16 protein-coding genes and 1 riboswitch are annotated in these 19,423 nt (G+C 39.6%); of the genes, 9 read left to right on the plus strand and 7 right to left on the minus strand.

Going from position 1 to position 19,423, the window contains the following annotated elements; translation table 11 throughout:
- Nucleotides 1–7 precede the first annotated feature (7 nt).
- From EK17_RS07245 to EK17_RS07270, 6 genes are read right to left on the minus strand one after another with little or no spacing between them, the layout of a single operon-like run.
- On the minus strand, nt 8–1,870 hold the full coding sequence (locus EK17_RS07245) for a proton-conducting transporter transmembrane domain-containing protein (RefSeq protein ID WP_035589159.1): 1,863 nt from the start codon (nt 1,868–1,870) through the stop codon (nt 8–10).
- Nucleotides 1,867–2,325, minus strand: coding sequence for a hypothetical protein (locus tag EK17_RS07250; protein ID WP_035589160.1), 459 nt, complete (start codon nt 2,323–2,325; stop codon nt 1,867–1,869). The genes EK17_RS07245 and EK17_RS07250 overlap by 4 nt, the downstream gene beginning before the upstream one ends.
- A gap of 9 nt (nt 2,326–2,334) precedes the next feature.
- Nucleotides 2,335–3,543, minus strand: coding sequence for a hydrogenase large subunit (locus EK17_RS07255; protein ID WP_035589161.1), 1,209 nt, complete (start codon nt 3,541–3,543; stop codon nt 2,335–2,337).
- Nucleotides 3,540–4,913, minus strand: a complete 1,374-nt coding sequence (locus EK17_RS07260; protein ID WP_035589162.1) for a proton-conducting transporter transmembrane domain-containing protein — start codon at nt 4,911–4,913, stop codon at nt 3,540–3,542. Before EK17_RS07260 ends, EK17_RS07255 begins: the two co-directional genes overlap by 4 nt.
- Nucleotides 4,914–4,915: 2 nt before the next feature.
- Nucleotides 4,916–5,551, minus strand: coding sequence for a hypothetical protein (locus EK17_RS07265; protein ID WP_035589163.1), 636 nt, complete (start codon nt 5,549–5,551; stop codon nt 4,916–4,918).
- Nucleotides 5,548–6,498, minus strand: a complete 951-nt coding sequence (locus EK17_RS07270) for a respiratory chain complex I subunit 1 family protein (RefSeq protein ID WP_035589165.1) — start codon at nt 6,496–6,498, stop codon at nt 5,548–5,550. Before EK17_RS07270 ends, EK17_RS07265 begins: the two co-directional genes overlap by 4 nt.
- Nucleotides 6,499–6,518: 20 nt before the next feature.
- Nucleotides 6,519–6,589, minus strand: a riboswitch (Fluoride riboswitch).
- A gap of 161 nt (nt 6,590–6,750) precedes the next feature.
- Here EK17_RS07270 and EK17_RS07275 point away from each other — a divergent pair.
- The 6 genes from EK17_RS07275 to speE all read left to right on the plus strand — a co-directional run bounded on the left by EK17_RS07275 (nt 6,751) and on the right by speE (nt 12,989).
- Nucleotides 6,751–8,985, plus strand: a complete 2,235-nt coding sequence (locus EK17_RS07275) for an NADP-dependent isocitrate dehydrogenase (RefSeq protein WP_035589169.1) — start codon at nt 6,751–6,753, stop codon at nt 8,983–8,985.
- Nucleotides 8,986–9,037: 52 nt separating this feature from the next.
- Nucleotides 9,038–9,310 (plus strand): 4Fe-4S binding protein, encoded by a 273-nt coding sequence (locus tag EK17_RS07280; RefSeq protein WP_035589170.1) that lies wholly within the window; start codon nt 9,038–9,040, stop codon nt 9,308–9,310.
- Nucleotides 9,311–9,319: 9 nt separating this feature from the next.
- Nucleotides 9,320–10,516, plus strand: a complete 1,197-nt coding sequence (locus tag EK17_RS07285; protein ID WP_035589173.1) for a 2-oxoacid:acceptor oxidoreductase subunit alpha — start codon at nt 9,320–9,322, stop codon at nt 10,514–10,516.
- Nucleotides 10,516–11,463: a 2-oxoacid:ferredoxin oxidoreductase subunit beta gene (locus tag EK17_RS07290; RefSeq protein ID WP_035589176.1), complete on the plus strand. Its 948-nt coding sequence runs from the start codon at nt 10,516–10,518 to the stop codon at nt 11,461–11,463. The genes EK17_RS07285 and EK17_RS07290 overlap by 1 nt, the downstream gene beginning before the upstream one ends.
- A 15-nt stretch (nt 11,464–11,478) precedes the next feature.
- A complete protein-coding gene (locus tag EK17_RS07295; RefSeq protein WP_035589179.1) occupies nt 11,479–12,051 on the plus strand; it encodes a 2-oxoacid:acceptor oxidoreductase family protein in 573 nt (190 codons plus the stop codon).
- An 83-nt stretch (nt 12,052–12,134) separates the two neighbouring features.
- Nucleotides 12,135–12,989: a polyamine aminopropyltransferase gene (speE, locus tag EK17_RS07300; RefSeq protein WP_035589181.1), complete on the plus strand. Its 855-nt coding sequence runs from the start codon at nt 12,135–12,137 to the stop codon at nt 12,987–12,989.
- A gap of 56 nt (nt 12,990–13,045) precedes the next feature.
- Here speE and EK17_RS07305 read toward each other — a convergent pair whose 3' ends face one another.
- Nucleotides 13,046–14,278: a hypothetical protein gene (locus EK17_RS07305; protein ID WP_035589183.1), complete on the minus strand. Its 1,233-nt coding sequence runs from the start codon at nt 14,276–14,278 to the stop codon at nt 13,046–13,048.
- Between the two features lie 253 nt (nt 14,279–14,531).
- On the opposite strand from EK17_RS07305, the gene EK17_RS07310 reads away from it, so the two are divergent.
- The 3 genes from EK17_RS07310 to EK17_RS07320 all read left to right on the plus strand — a co-directional run bounded on the left by EK17_RS07310 (nt 14,532) and on the right by EK17_RS07320 (nt 19,373).
- Entirely contained in the window at nt 14,532–15,881 is a 1,350-nt protein-coding gene (locus EK17_RS07310) for a pyridoxal phosphate-dependent aminotransferase (RefSeq protein ID WP_035589185.1), read from the plus strand.
- A 115-nt stretch (nt 15,882–15,996) separates the two neighbouring features.
- Nucleotides 15,997–17,670 (plus strand): acyl-CoA synthetase, encoded by a 1,674-nt coding sequence (locus EK17_RS07315; protein ID WP_035589187.1) that lies wholly within the window; start codon nt 15,997–15,999, stop codon nt 17,668–17,670.
- 8 nt (nt 17,671–17,678) lie between these two features.
- Nucleotides 17,679–19,373, plus strand: coding sequence for an AMP-binding protein (locus EK17_RS07320; protein ID WP_035589188.1), 1,695 nt, complete (start codon nt 17,679–17,681; stop codon nt 19,371–19,373).
- Nucleotides 19,374–19,423 lie beyond the last annotated feature (50 nt).

A 19,423-nucleotide genomic window follows, 5' to 3' on the forward strand; every position in this document is an offset into this window, starting at 1 on the left:
TCATTTTCTATCCAAAAATAATAAATACGGCAATAAACAAAAAAAGCATGTATGCTATGTATATGTGAATCTTTGAGTTCATCACAATAATGCTAATTCTATAGGAAATAACTCTTGTTATTCTTATCAGGACTGTATAAAAAGTTTCAAATATATCTATAATTTGGACATATGCGCGTTTATTTTGGATTATTTCTTTTGTTCTGTATAAAATTCTCAAGATATACTCTATTGTGAAAGAAAAGGCATTTGCTGTAAAATACTCACTCTCTTGCAAACTCAATCCACCGTTGAAGGATACCACTCTTTTTGTTGTTCTGGAGGTTTTTAGATAAACGATTAGTGGCACTATGAATAGACCTGATAGAACAATGGCAAAAAATGCAGGTGAAATTACACCAAAAACAGGTTTAGCAGATGCAATAAGCCATCCCTGCGGAACGCCCAAGGCTCCTATAATAAAATTTTTGTATCCAAGGGTGTATATTAATCTACTGGCAAAGAAGCTAAATCCTATAATAATCAACATAAGAAGAATCTGGGATGTTTGCATAAAACTTTTTGGCATGGGTATAGCTTTTTTGTTGTGATGGTAGCCAACGGCAGAATATCCTATAAGCTTAATCATGGCAAAAGATGCAAAACCTGCCGCAAGAGATAACAAAACACCGGCAGTTGAACTTACTATTCTATCGGACAGGGTTGAGAATTGATAGGATTGAAATATTGCCTCAAGCATCATCCATTCTGCAACATATCCTATTAATCCTGGAAAAGCTGAGAAGGATAAGCCCGAAATCACTATGCCCAATGCAGGTATTTTGCCAACACTTCTGTGAATTCCCCTTACATTATCTATATTTTCTTCATTTAGTTGTTCTTTTGCCTGACCTACAGATAGAAATAGCAGGGTTTTTGCAACCGTATGGGCTAAGGAAAGCATTATCACAACTATGAAGGCAAAGTCTGCTAAAGTTGAAGCATGGTTTAGATGTCTGGCAATCGCCACAAAGCCAAGCATTGATAAAATCATGCCGTTGTTTTCGACCGTTGAATAAGCCGGCAACACCTTTAATCCTTTTGCTGAAGCAGCTCCTATAGCACCAAAAAATGCACTTACAGATCCTAAAATAATTGCAACTATTCCCCAGCTGTGTATATAACCACTGATACCTAATACTCTAACAAGCCCGTATACACCCATTAATGTAACGGGTGCACTCAAGAGAGCCGACACATTGGATGGAGCCTTTGCATGTGCCTGTTTAAGCCATGTATGAAACGGCAAAATGCCCATCTTTACAATAAAGGCAAAGGATGCAAAAAATAAAAAGGTTGTATTTTCCATGTGTTTGGGGAAAACAAAACCTGATGTTTGTCTAAACAGTGCAATTGCAGCTATAATCAATGATAATGTTGACAGTTCGCTAAAAGATAAAAACTGAAAAGCTTCTTTAAAGGAACCTTTATGTTCCACTATCAACAAATAGGAACTTATTGTCATTACCTCCCAGCCTATTAGAAAGGTTAACATGTCATGGGCATATAGGATAATAACCATACCAAGCATATCTAAGTTTAACAGCACGGCCATTCTTTTTGAGTAACGCATTCCAAAATCTATAGAAAATAACGATACAGCCATAAATGAAAGAGAGCTGATAAACAGAAATAATCCTGTTGTTTTATCAACTAAAAAACCCATATACACTGAATCAAAAGCCTTGAATACAACGGCATTACTATACCCAAAAAATGCTGCTTTAATTGATATAAACAAAGCTATAGTTGATGCTATAAATGCTATTATGTAGCTTATCTTTCTATTGAAAAAACCCGCAATGGCTCCTATTAAATAAAGGATAATCATAATGTGCCCTCCTTAATATTCAATAGCAGTGATACTATTTTATCTGCAGAGAGGTCTTCATCAAAAAAACCTATAACATTAGGGAGACCTAAATCTTTTAGGCTTTTTCCTATGCTATTCTTTTCTTCAAGCAACAGGATGCCATAAGGTTCAGGAAGCTGATTAACCGCTTCAAATAAAGGTTTTTCCATGGACGGGTTGCATTTGCCAAGCACAATCAGTAAATCAGCGTGTCTGGGTGTTTGTGTTGAGAATATGCCAAATCTGTGAATATTGTATTGTGGCGATAATACAGCATCCATCTCAAAAAGTAATCTATTTGAGCAACCGCTATCTAAAACAAAAAAGTGCAGTGATTTTTTGAATAAAGTAGAGATGGATTTTGCCTGGAATTTCCATTTTGGTGGAGTTTCTGTGAGTTTATGTGTTAGTCCAAATATTGCCCACGGTTTCATTTTTACCTCCTATCTTGCAGCATCGGCAAAATTAATCCCAAATGAATCGAATGCAAAACTAAAGTCGGTAAATATATGGCCTGCAAATGTATCGCAGAATGCCTTAAAGCCAAAAACAGATGGTGTTGATATATAAACCTGCTCAATCTTATTATTTTCAAATTGTAGATAATAAACCACAAGGCCGCTTGGTGATTCTGCATAACCTATAGCTTCTTTTGTTTTTTGGTTTTTGATTTCAATATTATCGGGTGGTTCTATTTCGTTAATTAAATCTATTATCAGATTTATCGAGTATACAGCTTCTTTTATGCGCACAATAAGCCGTGATAGTGCATCACCATCCTCCTGAGTTTGAATGTGAAAGTCTTTATATATAGGCTCAAAGCACCTTAAATCTTCTTTTATACCGCTTGCCCTCAAGCTTGGTCCGGTTATGCCAATTTCTATAGCCTGTTTATCTTCTAAAACGGCTGTTTGGTAAATTCTATCAACAAAATTATAGCTGTTTAGAGCATGCTCAAGTAGCTCCTCTAGCTTTTCTTTTATTGATAAAAGTTTTTGTTTAATTTTAGAAAAATCCTGTTGCTTAATTTTGCAGGAGCCTATTTCTATAACATTTGACAGGAATCTATCACCACAGAGTTCTTCGTTAATACGCAAACTGTCCTCATATAAAGCCTCTAAATGGCTTGCAAGCACCTGCTGGGCTGCTCCCCTTGCCAACTTGCCGAAAAGGTGAATATGGTTATAAATTCTTTCAAGCTCCAATGCTATGACTCTTATTTTTTCTGTGTTTTTGCCTACATTGATATCAAAGGCTTTTTCTACTGCCCTTGTATATGCTAAAGCGTGTGAGACGCAAAAGTTTGTGACAACAGCCTTTGCAAATGTTAGTCCTTCTTGCGGTGTTTTATTTATCATGAGTTTCTCTATGTTTCTTTTTTTGTAGCTTAAGTCAATATTAACTGATAGTATGCGCTCACCAAATGTATATATATTGAATACACCAGCCTCCCTAACACCGCTTGTGATAGGTCCGTATCTAAAATTAAAAACGCCTTCCCCTGTTATAGGGTTGCCTCCAATAACAGTATCCCTGTTTTTTAGAAAATTGTAATTTTTAAAGGTTTTCTGGATATTTTCATTGCTTTCTACAAAAAACCTGTTTTCATCCTGCAAAAGCAGTTTTTCATTTATTACACCTAACAGTCTCATTTTATCATCCCCATAAAAAGAATCTTTTCAATAAAGCCTATGAAAAATATCACCAAAAAGGACATTGCGACATTGATAATAGGTATTAAGCTTGAGATGTTTTTTGAAAGGTCTGGTGAAGTTTTAGAGTTTGAGAAAGACATCGATGCAACTTTATAATTTATACTGAAGAAGGCAATTCCCAGAAAGCCTACAAGTATGAGTGTATAAAAGAGGCCAAATTTTGAATAAAAGGCGTATATTATTAAAAGCTCACCAATGAAATTTCCAAAAGGCGGTGCCCCACCTATTGCAAGTGATGAAAATACTAATGCATAAGCTGTTTTAGGGATATTGCCTGACAAACCCCTTATGCGATTGATCATACGGGTTTTGTATAAGTTTAATATATTACCCGTTGAATAAAACACCGAGGATTTTGCAAATGCATGAGAGATCAACAGAATTATAGCCCCTAATAATGCATATCTATTGTTTAGAGATAAACCTATCAGAATCATGCCCATATTCTCTATTGATGAGTAGGCAAACATACGTTTGTAAAATTTCTGAGAGACAAGAAATATAGCAGCAAACCCAACCGACAAAAATCCTAAAATAATGCTGAATGTTCTGACTTTATCGGGGGAGAATTGCTCAACTCTATAAACCGCATAAAGTGCTGTGGGCAGAAGTATTGCAGAAAATATGGCGCTTACAGGTGCTATTGAACGTCCATGAACATCTGGTAGCCATGTATGTAGTGGAAATATACCAGCCTTTGTGGAAAACCCAACAACCGATAAAGCAACACCTATGGTTAGAAGTTTTGTGTTTACATGTTTAATGTTTAGGAGTTGTTTAATTGATAGTGTGTGTGTTGCACCGTAAATGAATGAAATACCTACAAGCGATATAATCAAGCCAACAGATACGATTATTATATATCGCCATGAGGATTCTATGGCCGCTTCGTCGTTATCTATTGCCACAAGCAGGGCACTTGTTATTGTTGTGGCCTCTATAGATACCCACAAAAGGCCTATGTTATCAACAACGCTGCTAACAAGCATTGAGAGCACAAACAGGTTTAAAAATAAAAAATAGATATTGCGCCTAAGGAGAGGTTTTTCCACATGGTTTAAATAGCTTTCAGAGTAGATGGCAGTTGTAAGATAGATAAATGAGATGGTGAAAAAAAGAAGTTTTGAGAATCCATCTATGTATAACATGCCTTCTGTAGTGACTGGTACATAAAAAAGTTTTAAGGCTATCAGGGTGTCTAATAAAGCCGCAAAAGTAGTTGCAACATATGCGAGAATGTTGTTGTTTATAAGGCACAGAATAGAGGCAATTAGAGGTAGGACAATCCCTATTACAACAATTTCCATAGCTACCCCCTGAACTCTTCAAATTCATTAACTGTTTCTGGTAAACTTTTCTCCCTTAGTTTCATTATAATTGCCGAGATCATAACAATGCCTATAAGATCAAGTAAAATACCTCCTTCAACAATAAACGGTAGCTGATAAAACATATAACCAGCAAATAAAAAGATACTGTTTTCCATAACCATATAACCTATTAGTTGGATAAAAGCATTGTTTCTTGAAATAACCAAAAAAATGCCCTGAAGAATTATCGCAATTGCTATCGATCCAGCCTTTAGTTCCACGATATTGTAAAGTGTAAAACGATAAATAATATATGCCAGCACTACCAACATCAATGAAATAACAATCGATAGGGCTGTTGGGATAACCGCTTTTGGTTGCCTTGCCTTGAAAGGGGTTCCGATCTTTTTCAATATATATGCAGGGATAAAAAAAGCCCTTACAAGGAGCGTTAAAGCTGCCAGTATTAGCAGTTCTATGCTGTTTTTGTATATCCCGTTGGCAAATAAAAATAATGCTATAAGCAGGGATGAGAAGGCAAAAGTGAGGACAAATTTTTTTAGGTATATCTGCCACTGCATGAATATAACAAGTAATATCTGGGCAAAGCCTATAATCATGTAAAACTCTTTCATATATTACCTCCGCTTGCAAAGTAGATGATAATCGCAAGAAATGCTATAGAGAATGCAACAGCTACATACTCAAAATTCTTAAATAGCTTGTACTTTGATACAGTTGATTGAATAACTGCAATAATGAAAAACAAAACTGTTAGCTTGGCAAGATGTATAATGCTATAAATAAAAACAGACGCTATTGATGGTTTCATGGGTACAAAGAAAGGAAAAAGAAAGTCATTTAAAAATACACTTGCAAGCAAAAATTGCTTTATATAACTCCCCCATTTCATAAAAGCTAATTCGCTACCAGAATATTCAAGCTCTATTGCCTGATCGATCATACCGAATTCGTTGGATGTGTGAGATTCTATGGGTAGTTTTCCTGTTTCAACAAGAAGCGCCATAAAGAAGGCAACAACAACAAACCAGTGGATCAAAGACATATACCAGTGAGATGATGTCTGAAGTATATTGTTAACCACATATGGATTGTTGGTATGGGATATGACACCAAAAGTTATAAAAATTAGCACTACGATTGGCTCTGATAATGCTCCAATCGATGAAGCACGTGAAACACCTAAATGTGAGTAGTTGTTGCGGCTATCCAATGATGCAATCTTTTTTAAGGAAGCAATAGCTCCGAAAACAAGACCGCCGCCTATAAAATCTACAACGGGGCCAAATGTTAGAGGGAATGCCGTAATTATGGGTAAAACAAGCGTAAGAAACATATACATGGCAAATGTAAGATAGGGTACAACCCTAAACAAACCGCTTGCAACCTCAGGCACCACGCTCTGTTTACCAAAAAGTTTAAATAAATCGTAATACGGCTGAAAAATCGAAGGACCTTCCTTTGACTCAAATATCTCTGTGAGTTTGGCAAATATGCCTGCAATCAGAGGGGCAAAAATAACTACATAGAGCAACTGTAATATGCTCAACGCAAATAGCATAGGGAACCTCCCTACAATATGATTTAGCAGGAGTTATTGGCCTACCTGAGGGTAAGGCGGTTAATAGGCGAACTCCTCCGCCTGTTAATCGCAAAGCCAATTATACCTGCGAGATTGTGAATGTCAACTTATTGTTGCAATTTTTTAAAATGCTTGACACATATGCGGTTTTTTTATATACCAAGACCAGAAAATTAAAAAAGCAATTAGGGATGAAGAAAATAAAAATTTTTATAGAAAGGAGAGCAGAAGATGGCTGAGAAACCAACGATTGTGTGGACTAAAACAGATGAGGCACCCTATCTTGCCACATTCTCTTTATTGCCTATAGTTAAGGCATTTTTGAAGCATGCTGATGTTGATATGGAGCTTAGAGACATCTCACTTGCAGGTAGAATCCTTGCAACATTTCCAGAGTATTTAAAAGAGGATCAGAGGATTGAGGATGATTTGGCCTATTTAGGTGAGCTTGTTAAAAAACCTGAGGCCAATGTTATGAAACTGCCGAATATTTCGGCAAGCGTTGTCCAGCTAAAAGCAGCTATTAAGGAGCTTCAGGAAAAAGGCTTTAATGTGCCTGATTATCCAGAAGAGCCAAAGGATGAGAAAGAAAAAGAAATCAAGGAAAGATACGCAAAGGTTTTGGGTAGTGCTGTCAACCCTGTGTTAAGACAGGGTAACTCAGACAGGAGATTGCCCACATCGGTTAAAGAGTTTGCCAAAAAATTCCCCGATTCTATGGGATTGCCGCTTCAGGATTGGCCAAAAGACTCAAAAACACATGTTGCCCATATGGATAGTGGCGATTTTTATGAGCATGAAAAGTCATTTACCGCTGACAGAGAAATGGACATCAAGATCGAGTTTGTCGATAAAGATGGCAACAAAAAGGTAATGAAAGAGTTGCACCTTTTAAAGGGTGAAGTATTTGACGGAACATATTTGAGCGTTAAAGCATTGAGAGAGTTTTATGATAAAGAGATTAAAGATGCAAAAGAAAAGGATGTACTGCTGTCACTGCACTTAAAAGCCACCATGATGAAGGTATCAGACCCGATTATGTTCGGTCATGCTGTGGAAATCTACTTCAAGGATGTGTTTGAGAAACATAAAGAGACCTTTGAAGAGTTAGGTGTCAATCCAAGAAACGGTCTTGGCGATTTATACGACAGGATTTCAAAACTTGATGAGGCAAAAAGAAAAGAGATTGAGGCAGATATAGAAGCGGTTTATGAAAAGAATCCAGAGCTTGCTATGGTTGACTCAAGAAAGGGTATAACAAACCTTCATGCACCCAATCTCATCATTATTGATGCTTCAATGCCTCCTATGATCAGGGATGGCGGTAGAATGTGGGGTAAAGACGACCAGCTTCACGATACAAAAGCCATTATTCCCGATAGAAGTTATGCAACGATGTATAAAGAGATTGTTGAGGATTGCAGACGCAACGGTCAGTTTGACAGAACAACAATGGGAGATGTCTCCAATGTGGGTTTGATGGCTATGAAGGCTGAGGAGTATGGCTCCCACGACAAGACCTTTGAAGCACCAGCCGATGGTGTTGTTAGGGTTGTTGATGAAAATGGCAATGTTTTGATTGAGCATAATGTTGAAAAGGGCGATATCTGGAGGGGTTGTCAGGCAAAGGATGAGGCTATCAAGGATTGGGTTGGTCTTGCAGTAAGAAGGGCAAGGGCAACCGGTTATCCTGCAATTTTCTGGCTTGATGAGGATAGGGCTCATGATGCCCAGCTTATTAAAAAGGTTAATGAATACCTAAAAGATTACGATACAGAGGGTCTTGATATAAGGATAATGAAACCTCAGGATGCTATGAGATTCTCACTTGAGCGCATCAGAAGAGGAGAAAATACAATCTCTGTTACTGGTAATGTCTTGAGGGATTATCTAACAGACCTGTTCCCGATTCTTGAGGTTGGCACAAGCGCCAAGATGCTTTCTATCGTGCCATTGCTTGCAGGTGGTGGTCTGTTTGAAACAGGTGCAGGCGGTTCAGCACCAAAGCACGCCCAGCAGCTTATAGAAGAAGGCCATTTGAGATGGGATTCGTTGGGTGAGTTTGGCGCATTGTTTGCATCGCTTGAGTATATAGGTGAAAAGTATGGTAATAAGAGAGCAAAAATTATGTCTGATGCCGTTGATAAAGCGATGACAAAGATCCTTGAAAATCAACAATGGCCTGGCAGAAAGGTCGGTCAGCTTGATACAAGGGGCGAGCATTACTACTTTGCAAAATACTGGGCTGAGGCGTTGGCACAGCAAAATGAGGATGAAGAACTTAAGAGGATTTTTGAGCCTATAGCAAAAGAGCTTGCAGAAAATGAAGAAAAGATTATAAAGGATTTGACAGATTGTCAGGGTGCACCTCAGGATATCGATGGATATTACTATCCTGATGAGGAAAAGATTGAAAAGGTGATGAGGCCTTCAGAAACATTGAATAGCATCATAGAAAAGATATAAAATAGGTGGGGCGCTTAGGCGCCCTTAAAATTTTAATGGAAGGAGAGGTTTTATGGCTGAAAAACGCTTGCCTGTTGAGATTAACGAAAAGCTATGCAAGGGTTGCGGGCTTTGCGTGCATGTTTGTCCAAAGAATGTGCTTGAGATGGTTGAGGATTTGCATGTATGGATGGGTACAATTGCAAAGGTTGTTAGACCTGAGGATTGTATCAGATGTAAAATGTGTGAGGATATCTGCCCCGACTTTTCTATCAAGGTAGCAGATGTTGGTGTTGAGCTGACATTTGAGGATAGTAAGGGAAATCTTATCACAAAGAGCAAATAGGAGGAATCAATGGGAAGAATTGGATTTATGGATGCAAACGCTGCTATAGCTGAAGCAGCAGTTGTTGCTGGATTGGGTTTTTATGCGGGTTATCCGATAACTCCATCCAGCGAAGTGCCAGAGAGACTGGCAAAGATAATGCCCGAGCGTGGCGTTCCGTTTATGATGATGGAAGATGAGATAGCAAGTATCAACGCCTGTGTAGGTGCTGCAGCAAGCGGCGTTAAAGCTATGACTTGTACAAGTGGACCGGGTTTGTCCTTAAAACAGGAAGCCTTCGGTATGGCGTGTATGTTTGAGGTGCCTTTAGTGGTAGTTGATGTTATGAGGGGCGGTCCATCAACAGGTCTTCCAACAAGACCAGCTCAGGGTGATATTATGCAGGCAAAGTGGGGAACTCACGGAGACCATCCTGTAATAGCCGTGGCACCCTGCAATGCTCAAGAAGCTGTATTTGAAACAATCAGGGCATTCAACCTTGCAGAGAAATTCAGACAGCCCGTTTATATTTTAACAGATGGATCCCTTTCTCACCTTCATACAAAGATCTACATCCCCGATCCAGAAGAGGTTGAGATTATTGATAGAGCTCAGCCTACTGTGGAGCCAGATGAGTATTACCCATACGATTACAACTACGAAATTCCGCCGCTTGCAAAATGGTGGACAGAGGATGGAAAGAGCTATAGATACCATTTATCGAGCCTTGTTCATGATAAAACAGGTTTTCCGACTGTTGTGCCAAAATATGTTCAGTGGCTTGAGACAAGAATGATGAACAAAATCATGAATCATATCGACGAGATTGAAAAGTTTGAATACTACAAGATGGATGATGCCCAGACATGTATAATTGCATTTGGCTCAACGGCAGAATCTGCAAGGGTTGCAATAGATGAGGCACGCAAAGAGGGCATAAAGGCTGGTATGTTCAGGCCAATCACGCTGTGGCCATCCCCAGAAAAGCAGATCAAAGAGATAGCCAAAAATGTTAAAAATATAATCGTTGCAGAGATGAATCTGGGTCAATATATACTTGAGGTTCAAAGGATTGTGGGTGATACAGCAGAGGTTTACGGCATAAATCAGATGACAGGTACCCTGATTAGACCATCCCAGATTCTTGATAAAATCAAGGATCCGTCTAAGAAGGTTGAGCTCATCATGACAGATGATGAGATAAAGAGGTTTGGAGGAGGCGAATAATGGCTGTAGATTACACAAAATATTTAAGAATGGAGAAGATGCCGCTTTACTGGTGTCCAGGCTGCGGCGATGGTATAGTTTTGAAATGCTACCTTGAGGCAATTGATGAGCTTGGATGGAGCAAGGATGATTGCGCAATGGTATCTGGTATTGGATGTGCTGCAAGGGTTACAGGTTATGTTGATTTCCACACATTGCATACAATTCACGGAAGGGCTATAGCTGTTGCAACAGGTATTAAAATGGCCCATCCGGATAAGCATGTATTTGTGTTTGGCGGTGATGGCGATATCGTTCATATCGGTGGAAATCATCTTCTTCATGCATGCAGAAGAAATGTAGATATTACAGTAGTTTTGATAAATAACTGGATTTACGGTATGACAGGTGGTCAGCACTCATGTACAACACCACCCGGTGCAAAGGCTACAACAGCGCCGAGGGGAAGCTTTGAGCCAACAATCGATGTATGTAAAATGGCAATTGGCGCTGGCGCTGGCTATGTTGCAAGGGGTTTTGCAGGCGATCCTGTCAGGTTGAGAAAGTTGATTAAAGAGGGACTTGAGTATAAGGGATTCAGCCTTATCGATGTTTTCAGCCCATGTCCTATCAACTTTGGACGAAGAAACAAACTTGGCGATCCTGCCAAACTACTTGAACATATGAAGAGCTTCCTTGTAAGTTCAGCCAAAGCCAAGAAGATGTCTGAAGAGGAGCTTAAAGGCAAGTTTATAACAGGCGTATTACATAAAGATGAGGAAAAACCAGAGCTTACGCAGTCTTATCAGGAGCTTGTAAAGAAGGCTCAGGCATCAGATGAATACTGGGCAAAGTATGCTACGGGAAGATTAACCGATGAGGATAGATATAAGATCAGCAGAGAGGAGCTAAAGGGTCTCTATCCCTACGATGTTGAAACACCATTAAAAGAATGGAAAAAACTATAAGGAAGAGGTAAGAAAATGGCATATCATTACGAATTGAGATTTGGAGGAGTTGGAGGACAGGGTTCTCTGACAGCTGGAACCATACTTGCCCATGCAGCGGTTTTCCGCACAAATTACTACGCGACACAGGTGCCAACATACACCTCTCAGGTTAGGGGTGGTGCTGCAAAAGCTGATATAATCATTTCTGATGAGCCTATTGTTTTTCCTGAGTCAACCAATGTTGACTTTTTCCTTGCCACGCATCAGAAGGCATACGATGCCTATAAGTGGGATTTGAAAGAAGGCGCTGATGTGCTTGTTGATCCAGGTCTTGTTGTTGTGCCTGATGAGGATGCAAAGAAATACAAGATTTATGAGTATCCGCTTGTTTATACGGCAAAGTATGAGATCGGCAATGTCGTTACGATGAATATACTTGCTGTTGGGATTTGCCTTGGATTGACAGAGGTGTTGCCTGTTGATGCTGTGAGGGAGACGGTCAAAGAGGAAGTGCCGCCTGCTTTTATCGACATGAATATGAAGGCTTTTGAGATGGGTCTTGAGGCTGGAAGAAAGTTTAAAGCCGAAGGTCCGACAAAGAAGTAATTTGCAGGTTTAAAGTTTATCTAAAGGGGTTGCAGGCTTTCCTGCGACCCCTTATTTTTTTGTGTAGGAGGTGAGTTGTGAGTATGAATCCAGAGTTGTGGCATACAGAGAAATATACCCAAAATTGCGGTTTTACATTTAAGGTTAAAGAGGTGTTGCATACCGAATATTCAAAACTTCAGAGACTTGATATTCTTGAGACTTACGATTTTGGCAGGGTGATGCTGCTTGATGGATTGATTATGTTTACCGAAAGGGATGAGTTTGTTTATCATGAGATGATAACGCATCTGCCATTATTTGCACACTCTTCACCTAAAAGTGTTTTGATTATTGGCGGAGGTGATGGGGGTTCAGCAAGAGAGGTTTTAAAACACAGCTATCTTGAAAAAATCGTGCAGGTTGAGATAGATGAAGTTGTTGTGAAAAACTCAAAGAAATACACGCCATTTGTTGGTAGTAGTTTTGACGACCCTCGCCTTAATTTAATTATCGGCGATGGCATAGAGTTTGTGAAGAATAAAGAAAATGAATTTGATGTTGTTATTATCGACTCAACAGATCCGTTTGGACCGGCTGAAGGGCTGTTCAACAAGGAATTCTATGCCAATGTTTATAAAATTTTAAAGGATGATGGTATCGTTGTTGCTCAGGCAGAAAACGCCTATTACGACCCGAAGTGGATGATGCGATCGGTGAACAACATGAGAAAGAGCTTTGGCAAAAATGTTACTATCTATCAGGCTGCCATACCAACATATCCCTCAGGCATGTGGGCTTTTTCTATCGGCTGGAAGGGCAAACACCCAAAAGAAAGCTTTGATCAAAAGCGATTTGAAAAGATGGATTTAAATTTGAAATATTACAACCCTGAGATTCATAAGGCAGCTTTTGTTTTGCCCAACTTTGTAGAGGAGATTTTAAAACAGAACAGCTAAAGGATAATAAAAAAAGCGGCTCATTAGAGCCGCTTTGAGTTTTTTGTTGGAGTTAATTAGAAGCTGTAGGTATACTGAGCGTAGAAGAGATCACCTTTAGCCTTGCTGTCTTTTTGTTTGTCATATTTTGTTGAATCATGCTGCCATTCAAGACCAAGCGTTGTGTATTTTGTTGTTTTGATATTTGCATTGATGAAATATGCACTATTTTTCTTAAGAAAACCAGTATAAGTATTAGGTTGATCTGTTAAATTTTTGAACTTGATGTAATCATAACCTAATGCTACTGAAACGCATGGCATTGGCGCAACTTTTGCTTCGATATTCCATGCATCAAATTTAGACTGTGTTATGCCGTTTTCATTTTTGTTTATATAAACATCAGGAGCTACTCCTTCAGCGCCAGCACCCTTAACACCTGCCAATTTGCTCATACCTTTTGCATGCTGATACTGCGTCTGGAATGTAACCATTGATACGGGCAATACTAAACCTGCTGTGTATGCATAGCTTGTTTTGTTTGTTGCGTTATATTTGCTTGTAACATTATCATAATATGTGTATTTCTGGGTTGAAACAAGTGTCGCTGCATACACCCTTGCAGGTGCACCAAAACCTGTATCAAAGTTTACGCCTAAATCAAGTCCAAAGGCAGGCATTTTTTTAGTTGCATCTGGGGCATTAGGTGTCCACAAGCCAGGTGTAAATGCAGCAAATTTGAAATCAAGGCTTGCACTGTCAGCTATATCTAAGTTGCCGCCAACCATAACCTCTGGTGTTCTGGATGATAATATATTCCAGCCAGCTGTTACATTGGGTGCTATAGAGAATGAATGCTGCTCATAGGGAACACTTGTCTGACCTAAAAGTACATACAAACCGTTATTAAATGAGTGTTTAATATATGCATGTCTGAGATAGTTTCCGCCAGCATTCAATCCGATCTCAATTTTACCGCTAATATTGGCATCTTTGTTTGAGAAGTTAACGCCCAACTTTGTTCCGGCACTACTCATTGAGAAGTCCTGGAAGTTTGTTTTGTTTAGTTTTTGGTAGTCTACAGCCTTATCTGTAGCCATTGCATTATCAGCCCATACCTTATTTCCAACATTGCCGTAGCTATCAAGCTGTTTTGTCCAGCCCGTATAGATCTTTACACCACCGTAGAGCTGAACCTGTGTGTCACCAGCTACCGTTACCGTTCCAGCCTTTGCAGCTGGAGCCTGTGCGATGGATATACCACCTACCAATGCTGCTGCTGCAACCAATGAAATCAACCTTTTCTTCATGTTTAAAACCTCCCACTAAAAATTTTTAAGTTTTTGCATCGCAATGCAATAATAAGCCCGTTTATCCACTTTGTCAAGTTTTTTTGCATATTTTTCTTACCTCTCACCCCCTTTTAAAACAAGTTTTACTAAATTTTACTCTTTTTTTTAGCTTTGTCAACATTTTTTTATTGAGATTTAATTTTTAATTACTTGACAGTGTAAAATTTGTAAATAAAATTTAGCCACTATAGATAAAGGGGGGATACATAAGATGTTTGAGGCTAAAGATGGTAGGTTTTCTAAATTTTTTAACAGTATAAAACCATCGGGTTTGAGGCTTGCCCAGACAGTATTTGAAAAAAGAGCCCAAAAGGATAAAGCAGAAGGCAAAAACGCAATAGAGGCGGTTAATGTTGCAATAGGTAGCGTGTCCTTAAAAACACATCCAAAGCTACTTGAGAGGTATTTAAACCCAAAAGATGAGCTTTTAATAAACGGTATCTGGCGATATGGAGAAACACCGGGCACGCAAAAGGCAAATGATGTGTTTATAAAAATAATTAGGGCTTTTTTGGATGATGATAATCCTGTTGAGCTTTATTCGATTGTTCAGGATGGTGGCTCGGGAGCGATGAGAACGGCAGTGCTTGGTTTGTGTGGTGAGGCTGGCAGCGATGATAGGCCTCTGCTTGTCATGAACCCCACCTACACAAACTACAAAGCTGTAGCAGAGGAGCTTGGCAGAAAGATCGTTGCTGTTGAGCGATATCTTGACAGAAGCGGTAATTTTAACCATGTGGCGGTGGAGGAGATTGAAAGGGCTGTTAAAAAATACAAACCCGGTGCATTGCTTATCATTCCCTATGATAACCCATCGGGTCAGCTGATGAGGCAGAAAACAATCAACGAATACGCCAGAATCTGTCTTGAGAACAACATATTTATCATAAGCGATGAGGCATATAGGGGGCTTTACTATGTTGATGAGCCGCCGCCCTCTATCTGGCAGATAACAGATAAAGACTTACCCGGTATTGAAAAAGCAAAAATCAGGATCAGTATAGAGAGTTTATCAAAGACATTCAACGCGTGCGGTTTGAGAATGGGTGCGCTTGTAACGGATAATGAGGAGTTTAGGGATAAAGCTTCCTTTGCAAATACAACCTATCTATGCCCTTCAATCATTGACCAACATATAGTTGAGGCACTGTATGATGAATCAAAGGAATCGATCAGAAGCTGGATTTCCTCTTTGAGGGATTATTATAAAGGTTTGCTTGAATATATGTATGATGAGTTTAAAAAACTTATGCCTAACGCTATCGTTTCAAAGCCCGAAGCCTCTATATATATGGTAGTCGATTTAAGAGAGATTGTTGGTGATGACTTTGATGCAGAGGATTTTGTTATGTTCTGTGCAAAAGAAGGAGAGGTAAATATTAACGGCAAGCGATATACACTGCTTGTGAGTCCTATGTGGGGTTTTTACAATGTTATCGAGGGCAGAAATCCCGGTCATACGCAGGTTAGAATCGCCTGTGTTGAGCCTGAGGATAAGATGAGGCTTGTTCCAAAGCTGTTTAAGGAGTTGCTTGAACAGTATTTAAAATCAAGAAGATAACTTTTTTATATAATTATTTATTATTGCAAGGATGTTAAATTTTTAATTGTAAAGGATATTGACTTTTTTTATATTTTTTCATATAAAAATCAAAAAATGGTAGGGGGTTGTTTTAATGAAGCATAACATGGAAAATTACGAAGAAGAGGTTAAAAACTTTAGACTTGAGGTGCCTGAGTATTACAATTTTGCCTTTGATGTTGTGGATAGGTGGGCAGAAGATAGAACAAAACTTGCCCTTGTGTGGGCTGATACACGCGGCAGAACGATAAAGAAGTACTCCTTCTGGGATATATCTGTTATGTCGAATAAATTTGCCAATGTACTACTGAATCTTGGCATTAAAAAGGGCGATAATGTTTTTGTTATGGTGCCGCGTATAGTTGAGTGGTATGCAGTGATGCTTGGTTTGAATAAGGTTGGTGCTGTTGCACTGCCTGCGCCAAATATTTTGATGCCAGAGGATATTGCCTATAGAATCAGAAAAGCTGAGGCTGTGATGGCGATTGCTTCGGCTTCCAATGCCTCCAAAGTTGATGCAGCCTGCAAAAACGACAACTGCCCTTCACTGAAGGTAAAGATGATAATAGACGGTGACCTTGAAGGCTGGTTGTCTTATGAAAATCAGATGGATAGGGCAAGCGATAAGTTAAATAAAGATGATATAGAGCCCACAAAGTCAACAGATCCGTTGTTGATATACTTTACATCGGGCACTACAAAATATCCAAAAATGGTTATGCATGAGCAATCCTATGCTCTTGCACACATTGTTACGGCAAAATACTGGCATGACCTTCAGCCTACCGATCTACACTGGACGATTTCTGATACCGGCTGGGGAAAGGCTGTGTGGGGTAAGCTTTATGGTCAATGGCAGATAGGATCGGCTGTGTTTATGCACAACGCCGGTGCTCATTTTGATCCAAAAATAACGCTTAAGCTTTTAACAACGCAGGGTATAACATCATTTTGTGCACCGCCAACGGTTTATAGAATGCTGATTCAGGAGGATTTAAGTAAGTATGACTTTTCATCCTTAAGACATTGCACATCAGCTGGAGAGCCTATAAATCCAGAGGTTATTAAAGCGTGGAAGAATGCAACAGGCACATTGATTTACGATGGTTATGGTCAAACAGAAAGTGTTTTGTTGGTGGCTAATTATCCCTGCATGCCGATTAAATACGGCTCAATGGGCAAACCTGTGCCGGGCTTTGATGTCAGGATTGTGGATGATGATGGCAACGATATGCCAACTGGCGAGCCCGGCCATATAGCTGTGAGAATTAAACCAGAGCATCCAATTGGTTTAACACGCGGCTATTATAAGGATGATGCAGCAACGGCTGAGGCATTCAGGGGCGAATTTTACTATACTGGTGATAGGGCTTATATGGATAACGATGGATATTTTTGGTTCTACGGTAGGGCTGATGATGTAATAAAATCCTCAGGCTACAGGATTGGTCCGTTTGAGGTTGAAAGTGCGCTTCAAGAGCATCCTGCGGTTGTAGAAAGCGCTGTTGTAGGAAGCCCTGATCCAATCAGGGGAACAATTGTTAAAGCGTTTATTATACTTGCCGATGGTTATGAGCCCTCTGAGGAGTTGATTAAAGATATTCAGGATTTTGTAAAGAATAAAACAGCTCCGTATAAATATCCAAGGGAGATAGAGTTTGTAAAAGAGCTGCCAAAAACAATAAGTGGTAAGATTAAACGGGCCGTTTTGAGAAGGATGGAGATAGAGAGGAAATTGGGTAAAAAGAACAACAATGAAATTGTGTGAGGTTTGCCATGTTAAGTTATGCATTTGAAGGGTCAACGACCAAATTTATAGCAAAAACAATCGGTGATGTACTGGATGAGGCAGCCCAGAAGTATGCAAATAACGATTGTATAGTTGCACTACATCAAGACATACGGATGACATATAAGGAATTTAAAGAAGAGGTTGATAGACTGGCAAAGGGTCTTTTAGCACTTGGTATTAAAAAAGGCGATAAGGTTGCTATCTGGTCAACAAACAATGTTGAGTGGGTTTTAACCCAGTTTGCAACGGCAAAGATCGGTGCAGTTTTAGTAACTGTAAACCCTGCCTATAGGACAAATGAGCTTGAATATGCCCTAAAGCAGTCTGAGGTAAACACGCTGATTTTGATAGAGAGGTTTAAAACCTCCGATTACATCGATATGTTTTATCAGGTTGCTCCATTTGTTAGAGGTGCAATTCCCGGTCAGATCCATTCAAATAAACTACCTCATCTGCGCAATGTTATCTGTATTAGCGATACAAAGCACACGGGAATGTTTAAGTGGAAGGATATATTGGATATGGCTTCAAAGGTGGATGATAGTCAGCTTAGAGACAGACAGGCAAGCCTTGATTTTGACGATGCGATAAATATTCAATACACTTCGGGCACAACAGGATTTCCCAAAGCTGCCACACTTTCACATTTTAACATACTCAACAACGGTTTCTTTGTTGGCGAGGCTATGAAGTTTACGGATAAGGATAGGTTGTGCGTGCCTGTGCCGTTTTATCACTGTTTTGGCATGGTTATGAGCAATCTTACATGTGTAACGCACGGTGCAACAATTGTTCTACCCAGCGAGTATTTTAACCCGCTTGCCACGCTAAAGGCGGTTGAAAAAGAGAAATGCACGGCTTTGCATGGTGTTCCCACTATGTTTATTGCAGAGCTTGAGCATCCGGATTTTAAAAAGTTTGACCTATCCAGCCTACGCACGGGCATTATGGCAGGTTCGCCCTGTCCAGTTGAGGTGATGAAGCGGGTGAATAATGAGATGCATATGAGCGAGGTAGAGATAGCATATGGCCAAACTGAGGCAAGCCCCGTTATTACACAGACCTTGGCTGATGATACGCTTGAGCATAGAACAGAAACGGTGGGAAGACCCCTGCCGTTTGTTGAAGTTAAGATAATCGATCCGCAGACAGGGGAGATTTTGCCTGTAGGAGAGCAGGGGGAGCTTTGCGCTCGTGGCTATAATGTGATGAAGTATTACTACAACAACCCGCAGGCAACAAGAGAGGCTATAGATGAAAACGGCTGGCTACATACGGGTGATTTAGCAACGATGACTGAGGATGGCTATTTCAAGATTACCGGTAGAATTAAGGATATGATAATCAGGGGCGGTCAGAATATCTATCCAAGGGAGATTGAAGAGTTCTTATACACACATCCAAAGGTTGCAGATGTTCAGGTTATAGGCGTGCCGGATAAGAAGTACGGCGAGGAGGTTTGCGCCTGGATCAGGCTTAAAGAGGGTGAGACGGCAACAGAGGAAGAGATTAAAGAGTATTGTCAGGGCAAGATTGCACATTACAAGATTCCACGTTATATAAAGTTCACCGATTCCTTCCCGATGACTGTAACGGGTAAGATCAGAAAGGTTGAGATGAGAGAGATTTCAATAAAAGAACTGGGTCTTGAGGATGTTGCAAAGATAAAAACCGCTTGAGACAGGGGCTTTTGCCCCTTTTGCCTTCCTTTTTATTTGCTTGACAAAAT

Origin of the sequence: Hippea jasoniae (assembly GCF_000744435.1) — a bacterium.
In the GTDB taxonomy this organism is placed as follows: domain Bacteria; phylum Campylobacterota_A; class Desulfurellia; order Desulfurellales; family Hippeaceae; genus Hippea; species Hippea jasoniae.